The organism is Candidatus Symbiopectobacterium sp., assembly GCF_020054415.1.
In the GTDB taxonomy this organism is placed as follows: Bacteria; Pseudomonadota; Gammaproteobacteria; order Enterobacterales; family Enterobacteriaceae; genus Symbiopectobacterium.
Genome location: NZ_JAHWCO010000236.1, coordinates 1 through 7,941, shown reverse-complemented (window position 1 = coordinate 7,941; position 7,941 = coordinate 1). Strand labels below are relative to the sequence as shown.

8 protein-coding genes and 1 pseudogene are annotated in these 7,941 nt (G+C 52.5%); 1 reads left to right on the top strand and 8 read right to left on the bottom strand.

What is annotated here, in order from left to right; genetic code table 11:
• Nucleotides 1-152: 152 nt before the first annotated feature.
• Genes citG through QZ506_RS06900 form a run of 8 tightly spaced genes read right to left on the bottom strand, consistent with a single transcriptional unit; the run spans nt 153 to nt 7,554 of the window.
• Nucleotides 153-992 carry a triphosphoribosyl-dephospho-CoA synthase CitG gene (gene citG / locus QZ506_RS06935; RefSeq protein ID WP_291970016.1) on the bottom strand — a complete coding sequence of 280 codons (840 nt, stop codon included), beginning with the start codon at nt 990-992 and terminating at the stop codon, nt 153-155.
• Nucleotides 970-1,509: a citrate lyase holo-[acyl-carrier protein] synthase gene (gene citX / locus QZ506_RS06930; protein ID WP_291970014.1), complete on the bottom strand. Its 540-nt coding sequence runs from the start codon at nt 1,507-1,509 to the stop codon at nt 970-972. The genes citG and citX overlap by 23 nt, the downstream gene beginning before the upstream one ends.
• Nucleotides 1,506-3,035: a citrate lyase subunit alpha gene (citF, locus tag QZ506_RS06925; protein ID WP_291970012.1), complete on the bottom strand. Its 1,530-nt coding sequence runs from the start codon at nt 3,033-3,035 to the stop codon at nt 1,506-1,508. Before citF ends, citX begins: the two co-directional genes overlap by 4 nt.
• Before the next feature lie 18 nt (nt 3,036-3,053).
• Nucleotides 3,054-3,926: a citrate (pro-3S)-lyase subunit beta gene (citE, locus tag QZ506_RS06920; protein ID WP_291970010.1), complete on the bottom strand. Its 873-nt coding sequence runs from the start codon at nt 3,924-3,926 to the stop codon at nt 3,054-3,056.
• Nucleotides 3,923-4,216, bottom strand: a complete 294-nt coding sequence (gene citD, locus QZ506_RS06915) for a citrate lyase acyl carrier protein (protein WP_291970008.1) — start codon at nt 4,214-4,216, stop codon at nt 3,923-3,925. The genes citE and citD overlap by 4 nt, the downstream gene beginning before the upstream one ends.
• 30 nt (nt 4,217-4,246) lie before the next feature.
• Nucleotides 4,247-5,284: a [citrate (pro-3S)-lyase] ligase gene (citC, locus tag QZ506_RS06910; RefSeq protein WP_291970006.1), complete on the bottom strand. Its 1,038-nt coding sequence runs from the start codon at nt 5,282-5,284 to the stop codon at nt 4,247-4,249.
• Between the two features lie 10 nt (nt 5,285-5,294).
• A complete protein-coding gene (locus QZ506_RS06905; RefSeq protein WP_291970001.1) occupies nt 5,295-6,173 on the bottom strand; it encodes a fumarylacetoacetate hydrolase family protein in 879 nt (292 codons plus the stop codon).
• Between the two features lie 19 nt (nt 6,174-6,192).
• Nucleotides 6,193-7,554, bottom strand: a complete 1,362-nt coding sequence (locus QZ506_RS06900; RefSeq protein ID WP_291970000.1) for a 2-hydroxycarboxylate transporter family protein — start codon at nt 7,552-7,554, stop codon at nt 6,193-6,195.
• Between the two features lie 252 nt (nt 7,555-7,806).
• Here QZ506_RS06900 and QZ506_RS06895 point away from each other — a divergent pair.
• A pseudogene (locus QZ506_RS06895) lies at nt 7,807-7,941 on the top strand (IS5/IS1182 family transposase); the annotation flags it as partial.

Sequence of the window (7,941 nt, the reverse complement as noted above, 5' to 3'; positions counted from 1 at the left end):
CGCTGCTTGAGGGCCTTGTTATAAGAGGGCCAGTTGGTGATTTTAAAATTTTGTTTTGCCATGGAGACCTGATTTTGAAACAACTGTGGTGATCTGCTCCGATGATTACCCAAAAGTTCTATTTATTCAACAAAGCCCGGATTAGCGCGTCGCTATACCTCGAGTGACGCCAGCACCCAAGCGACAGAGAGCAGATCCGCACTCCCGCCGGGGCTGAGATTACGGGAGATAAGGATCTGATCCATTGCGGCTAGGTCGCGGCGCTCCCAGCCATTGTTTAACAGCTCAGCGGCATAGTTCTGGACAAATACTAGCCCATCAGGCCCACCACGAGACACCAGATTACTGTCAGGATTGACGGCCATCAGCCTAAGCAGCGCACTATGTAGCTGCCGCTCCTCCGTTTCCTGGTGCCAGAATGGCAATACATGATGACGGACGGTGGCAAAACCGCTCTCAGCCTCACCTCTTGCGCCGTGCAGCCCGTAAAGGCGAAACTGTTTTTCGCCGGCTGTTGCCCCTGTATTTTCACTGCATCCTGCTAACTCACGGGCAACCAGCCCCTGACAGATGATGCTGACTTCATCACACAGCCGGTCGCAGCTCAGCCACTGCCCTTGTGCCTGCAAACGTCCTGCCGCAAAACAGAGTAATCCGAGGGAGAAGATCCCACCTTTATGGGTATTGACGCCACCCGTAGTGGCAAACATCGCCTGCTCGCAGGCGATGCCAACAGGACGCAGTAAGCACAGCTGCTGGTCAGCAGGGGTATGGGCATGCTGCATTCCCAGCTCTGCAAAAATCTGAAACCAGGGAGAAATCGCGGCGATGCTTTTGCGGAACAGGCGGTGATCCATGTCCCGGTGCGAACCGTTGTTGTCCTGATCGACCAGCCCAGGCTTCGGCGTTAGCGCTAGTTCGCGAAGTAACGCCTCCATGGCCAGGGCTGAAATATTTGGGAAAACCCTGTTAGTCGCGGGTAAACCAGTCATCGATCACGGCCTCCACACGGGCAATCACCTGCTCTGGTGAATGCCGACGAGAGCGAGCGCAGGCATGGGCAGGTTCATCACACAGCAAACAACGGCGCTTTCCGCCCCCCAGTGCTTTGCGACTAATCAACCCCTGCTGTGGGCAAAACACATCGATATCCCACAGCCGCCCCAGCGGGTGCGTTTGTTCAAGCTGCATACAGAGCGCTTTCACATCGGTTGCAACATGGTCTACGCACCACAACGCTTCTGGCCCCGTAGGTAACCAAATCACCTGACGATCCAACGTGTTCCAGCCCTGCTGCCACAGCAACTGATCGCACGCCTGCAGTGCAACTCCCATGGTATTGCGGTAGCGAATGCTGTCCTTCACTTCTCCTGGCGTGACCAGTGTCAGCGAGATAACCGTGTTGTAGTATTGTGCCAGACAATCCGCCTGCCGAGCAGCACGATGGTCTTTCGCGCGGAGCAGTGCCTCCAGGCTGACACCTGTTTCCACAGGTGTCACGAGTGTCATGCTTCGGCTTCCTTAACCTGATGTACAACGTCGATCACGCTGCCGTCGCGGTAGCGGATCACCCCAACGATTTTATCGGTGAACTCAATCGGCTGCGGAACGCCGCACATCTCGATCGCCCGCTGGTGCAAAGTTTCGATATCCATCACCGGCAATCCCGCTTGTTCAAGGCGTTCACGCACTTCCGTCCGGGCAGGATTGACCGCAATACCGTGATCGGTGACCAGAACATCAATACTTTCTCCCGGCGTTACTAGAGTAGTGACTTGGCGAACCACTGTCGGGATGCGGCTACGGATCAGCGGTGCCACCACGATGGTCAGATTAGCGCCAGCCGCCACGTCGCAGTGCCCGCCTGACGCACCGCGCATAACGCCATCGGAGCCGGTTATAACATTGACATTAAAAGCCGTATCAATTTCCAGCGCGCTGAGAATAACCACATCAAGCTGGTCACAGCTGGCTGCTTTGGCACCCGGATTGGCATAAACGTTGGTTGAAATTTCAACGTGTTGCGGATTTTTCGCCAACGATGCCGCCGCCTGTCTGTCAAAACACTGGGTATCCAGCAGGTTCTCAATCAGACCTTTTTCATGCAGATCCACTAGGCTGCCAGTTATGCCACCCAGCGCAAATTTAGCCACAATATGCTGTTTTTCCATTTTATTCTGCATAAAATGGGTACATGCGATTGAGGCTGCGCCTGAGCCGGTTTGCATGGAAAAACCGTTTTTAAAGTAGCCGGAGTGTTCAATCACGGCTGCTGCCTGACGAGCGATAAGCAGTTCACGTGGTTTGCTGCTTACGCGCGCTGCGCCCACGCTTATTTTCGTCGGATCGCCAACGCTGTCGACTTTAACGATATAGTCGACCTGATCTTGAACCAAGCTAGCCGGGATATTGGGAAAGGGCACCAGCAATTCGGTCAGCAACACCACCTTACGGGCAAACTGGGCATCTACTTGGGCATAGCCCAGCGAGCCACAGCAAGCGCTGCCGTGAGTTCCGTTGGCATTACCAAATTCGTCGCTGCAAGGCACGCCGAGAAACGCCACATCAATCTTGATTTCCCCTTTTTGCAGCAGATTTACCCGCCCGCCGTGAGAATGGATTTGTACCGGTTTTTCCATCAAGCCGTGAGAAATCTCATCGGCCAGCTTACCTCGCATGCCCGATGTCCAGATGCCGGTAATCACCCCGGAGCGGATATGCTCAATCAGCGGATCGTTGCAGGCCATCAGGGAGCTGGATGCCAGAGTTAAATCACGAAATCCCATCTTCGCCAGCAGATCCACCACTGTGTTAATCACCAGGTCGCCCTCGCGAAAGGCGTGATGGAATGAAATTGTCATGCCGTTTTGCAGACCGCTGCGCTTAACGGCGTCTTCCAAGCTGTCGCACAGCTTACGGGTGTGACGTGCATTACCCTCGGCCAGCCACGGCGTGGCGGCATTGGCACCGTTAAACGGCGTGACATGTTGCAGCCAAGGGTATTGCTCCTGCAATTCTTCAGTTAGTTGGTTCATTAGATTCTCTCGATAAAATTAACGCCGGATGCCTGATTTCGCACGATCCAGAAGCCGCCTGGCATGATTAATAATCGGGCTGTCGATCATTTTGCCGTTCAGCGACACCACGCCGAGGCCATTGCGCTCCCCTTCTTCTGCTGCTGCAACGACGTTGAGGGCGTGGTCGACTTCCTGTTGGGTCGGGGCGTAAGCGTTATGCAGCAGTTCAATTTGACGCGGGTTAATTAAAGACTTGCCGTTAAAGCCCAGTTTGCGTATTAGGTCGACTTCTTTCAGGAAACCTTGTTCGTCGTTAATGTCAGACCAGACCACATCAAACGCGTCAATACCGGCCACGCGGGCGGCATGCAGCACCGCACAGCGGGCGTAGAACAGCTCGCTGCCGTCGCCGCGTTCGGTCTGCATATCCATCACATAATCAAACGCAGCCAAGGCGATCCCCATCAGTCGTTCAGAACTGCGGGCAATAGCAACGGCATTTACCACTCCCATTGCAGATTCGATGGCAGCCAGCAATCGGGTTGACCCCGGCCGGCGTCCGCAAGCTTTTTCAATCCGCAGCAGATGGGCTTCGACTTCGTGGATATCTTCTGGGGTGTCTGTTTTCGGCAGGCGAACAATATCGACGCCAGCGCATACCACCGCTTCCAGGTCAGCCAAGCCAAAAGGTGTGCGCAGAGAGTTAATACGCACTACGGTTTCAATGTCCTGATACATCGGGTGCTGAAGGGCATGAAATACCAACAGCCTCGCGGTGTCTTTTTCCCGCAGAGCGACCGCGTCTTCCAGATCGAACATGATGGCGTCCGGGCGGTAGATAAAGGCATTTGACAGCATGGCTGCGTTGGCCCCCGGAAGGAACAACATGCTGCGGCGTAAGGTACTCATTGCAGAGCCTCCCAGTTGAGCCTAGCATCATCCACTGCGCGCAAAACGGCGCTTTGTAAGCGGGCGCGGATGACGCAGTCCAGCGCGCCTTTATCTTCCACTACGATCAGCCCTTCGATTACATCCATTTTTTGTAACGTCTCTTTCACCACCTGGTGGATCTGTTCGCCAAACTGTTTGTAGACTTCGCTGCGAATCACGATATCCAGTTCGCCGTTGGCGGGCGCAACCTTCACCATCAGGTCGCTGGACTCGACGGTACCGGCTAACGCTTCCTTTATAATCTTCATAAAAGTATCTCTGCTTAGAATCCTGTTAATTCATGCCGTTAAAACATAGCACTTTTGCTGTAAATGCTGGAATGTGGTGGAGGGAACCAGTGATTTAATGGCGTCAAATTGTTTTTGAGCCAGTAACCGGCGCACCTGCGATGCGGAAATGGGCGCCCCACCGGCATCGGTCATGCGCGGCAACTCCACCACCTGAATGGCGGTGAACGATGCATTGGCAGTACTTAACTTGGCAAACATGGCCTGATTGTACTGGCGGGTGAGCGGACAGAACGGTTCACTACCGACAAACCGCCGGGTAATATTCAGCGCCGGTGTTATATGCTGGCGGAAAATCTGTAAGTCCAGCTCACACCAAGCCTGCTCAATGGCTCCACTATTTTTGATAAAATACGACGGGAATGTGGCGCGTGAAATAATATAGTCTCCGCCTTTATGCACCTGGACATTAGTCAGATGGGCAACGCCTGCCTGCACCATTGCCAGCCGTTCGATAAACGAAAAGCTTGAGGCGTCTTCCTCAACCACAAAAATATGCAGCCAGTCGCAGCGGGCCGCGGCCTGCTCCGCCAGGTAACGGTGCCCCAGGGTAAACGGATTGGCATTCATCACCACCGACCCGATAACCTGGCCCGGACGCCGGATCTTTCTCAGCGCGGCGCAGTACTGGCTGATACCGCGCGGCTTATTCTCCATCAGTAATACGTTGTCGGTTTCAGCAACTGGCCAGAAGCCGCATTGCTGAAAACAGCGACGATTTCCCGGATGAGTATACAAAAACAGATGCAAATGACCCTGAGTCATCGAATAATTCTGAATTTCGCTCAGTAACCCGGCGCAGACATTTTCGCCGCGCCACAACGGGTCAACTGCGACGCATTTAACAATATTGCCGTCCAGTCCGGCGCAGCCTGCCAGGTTTTTCCCAGCCAGAGCCACCACGAATAGGGAAACGCCAGCGTCCCTTTCCAGATTATTGGCCTGCAACAAGGTACGGATTGCCGCTTGCATCGAGGCATCAAGGGTTACATTAACTATCCGGTATTGTATTACGTCAGACTCAGCCATTTTATGTCCCTTACGCCAGCGCCTGTTCGCGGGCGGACATATCCTGTCTCAGTGGCGCGTCTGAAATCGGGTTAGATAAACGACCAATGTGTTCAATTTCTACTTCGATGCGATCGCCATCATGCATAAACAGCGGTGGCCTGCGTTTTTTACCCACGCCACCCGGTGAACCTGTGATGATCACGTCACCTGCGCTCAGGCAGGTAAAAGTGGATATGTATTCAATCAGTGAGGCCACGTCATAAATCATGTTGCTGGTCGAGTCGTGCTGAACTTCACGACCGTTTAGCCAGGTGGCGATAGCAAGCTTTTGCGGATTAGGGATCACGTCAGCGGTGGTCATCCAGGGACCAAATGCGCCGGTGCAACGGCCATTTTTCCCGGCGGTGTACCAAGTATGTTGCCAGTCACGGGCCGAGCCATCCATATAGCAGCTGTAACCGGCAACGTGTGACAACGCTTGCTCGCGAACAATGTTTTCACCACCACAACCAATAATCACCGCCAGTTCCCCTTCGTAATCAAATTCACTTGAATAACGGGGTTTCAATACAGACTGCCCATGCCCTATTTGCGAGTCAGCAAAACGTACAAACAGCGTCGGAGCCGGGTTTTGCTCATTAAATTCCAGTCGTTTATCGGCGTAATTCATGCCCACGCAGATAATTTTTCCCGGATTATCAATTACCGGTAAAAACGCCACCTGACCCAGCGCGACATCGGCGGGCTGATCCTGAAAGGCAGCAGCCGCAGCCAGGCCGTCACTGGCCAGCAGCGCTTTCAGATCGCCATAATGCTCTCCCAGACGAGTGGTGAGATCGATAATGCCGTTCTCACTGACGATGCCGTAGCTACGTCGCCCGTTTAATAAATATGCTGCAAGTTTCATTTCAAGTTCTCCGGCAGATTTAAAGAATAAAGTTGCTTAAGATAAGCAGGGAAAGCGAGACGTTGAGTGCCCCGCCGACCCGGATGGCTATCTGAGCAAAAGGCATCAAAGACATACGGTCTGCCGCCGATAGAATAGCAACCGCGCCGGTACCACCCTGCCCACTTTGACAGCAGGAAATCACCGCCACATCAATAGGATGCATACCCAGTTTTCGGCCCACCAGTGCGCCGGTCAGGGTGAGCGCCGCGACGGTACTGATGATGACGATCACGTTAGAAATGGTGAAGGCGCTGACCAAATCATGCCAGGGTGTGATCGCCACGCCCACGGCAAACAGCACTGGATAGGTCACGGCAGTCTGGAAAAATTTGTAGACCACCTGCGATCCTTCGAGAATCCGCGGGGAAATGGCATTGGCCACTTTCAGCAATACCGCGATAAACAGCATACCAACCGGCGCTGGTAAGCTGGTGTATTTCTGAATCAGCATGCCGAGAATATACAGCAGCACCGCCAGTAAAGCACCGGATGCCATCGCGGTTACATCAACTTTACCGTTGACATCATCAGTCAGGCTTTTACCCACGTTGTCTTGTTTATCCTGCAGTAATTCGCCGTTACCGGTCAGATGTGGAAAGCGTTTGCCCAGTTGGTTAAGGCAGCCGGCCATGACCACCGCGCTGAGTCCGCCCAGCATCACGATAGGCAGCACTTTTCCCAGCGCGACGCCCTGATCCATATGCAAAATGGTGGCGTAACCAATTGATAACGGAATCGCCCCTTCACCAACACCTCCGGCCATAATGGGCAGGACCAAAAAGAAAAAGGTCTGAAATGGCGTCATGCCTAATAAGGTTCCGACGGCAACACCGACAGTCATACCAACGATTTCACCGCATACCATCGGAAATATGATGCGGAAGAAGCCCCGGATCAGGGTGGTCCGATTCATGCTCATAATGCTGCCGACGATGACGCAGCAGATATAGAGATAAAGAATATCGGTGGATTTATAGAAGGCGGTAGTCGACTTCACCACCACCTCCGGCAGCCAGCCGTAATAGACCAGCATGGAAGGGATAAAGGTTGCGCAAATCGCCGCTGCACCAATCTTTCCCAGATAAGGCAGGCGCTTACCAAATTCGCCGCAGGCAAAACCAAAGAAAGCTAGGGTCGCCGTCATGACGACGATGCTGCTGGAAAGTTTACCGTTCAGGCAACTAATGCAAATTAATACACCTGCCAGAATAAATAATGGCAGCGGAACAATACCTACTTTCCAGTTATCAAGAATATGCCACCACTTATCTTTTAATGAAATTGCTTCCGTGCATGGCTTTTCCTGATGTGCAACATAAGAATCATCCTTTGTGTTCACAATCACCTCTCTTCTCTCATAAATTCCTGAGAGGAAAATAAGTAAACAGGCAATGTATTAGGTTGACCGAATTCAAATATACAATGGAGTTTTTAAGGCACAAATGGTTTTTAAAGTTTCTATTTTATTTCTGTTAAATAAAATTAACAAAGTCGGTGGCGAATTCAACTCCGAAGTGGCTTTGTTGAATAAATAGAACTTTTGGGTAATCATCGGAGCAGATCACCACAGTTGTTTCAAAATCATCTCTCCATGGCAAAACAAAATTTTAAAATCACCAACTGGCCCTCTTATAACAAGGCCCTCAAGCAGCGCGGTTCTCTAACCGTATGGCTAGATGAATCAGCCATTGCTGCATGGACGGAAAAAAACACTACTGAACGGCGT

Bases quoted from the DNA above. Each gene is read 5' to 3' on its own strand.
- citG (WP_291970016.1), bottom strand. From the start codon at position 992: ATGACTGGTTTACCCGCGACTAACAGGGTTTTCCCAAATATTTCAGCC.
- citX (WP_291970014.1), bottom strand. From the start codon at position 1,509: ATGACACTCGTGACACCTGTGGAAACAGGTGTCAGCCTGGAGGCACTG.
- citF (WP_291970012.1), bottom strand. From the start codon at position 3,035: ATGAACCAACTAACTGAAGAATTGCAGGAGCAATACCCTTGGCTGCAA.
- citE (WP_291970010.1), bottom strand. From the start codon at position 3,926: ATGAGTACCTTACGCCGCAGCATGTTGTTCCTTCCGGGGGCCAACGCA.
- citD (WP_291970008.1), bottom strand. From the start codon at position 4,216: ATGAAGATTATAAAGGAAGCGTTAGCCGGTACCGTCGAGTCCAGCGAC.
- citC (WP_291970006.1), bottom strand. From the start codon at position 5,284: ATGGCTGAGTCTGACGTAATACAATACCGGATAGTTAATGTAACCCTT.
- QZ506_RS06905 (WP_291970001.1), bottom strand. From the start codon at position 6,173: ATGAAACTTGCAGCATATTTATTAAACGGGCGACGTAGCTACGGCATC.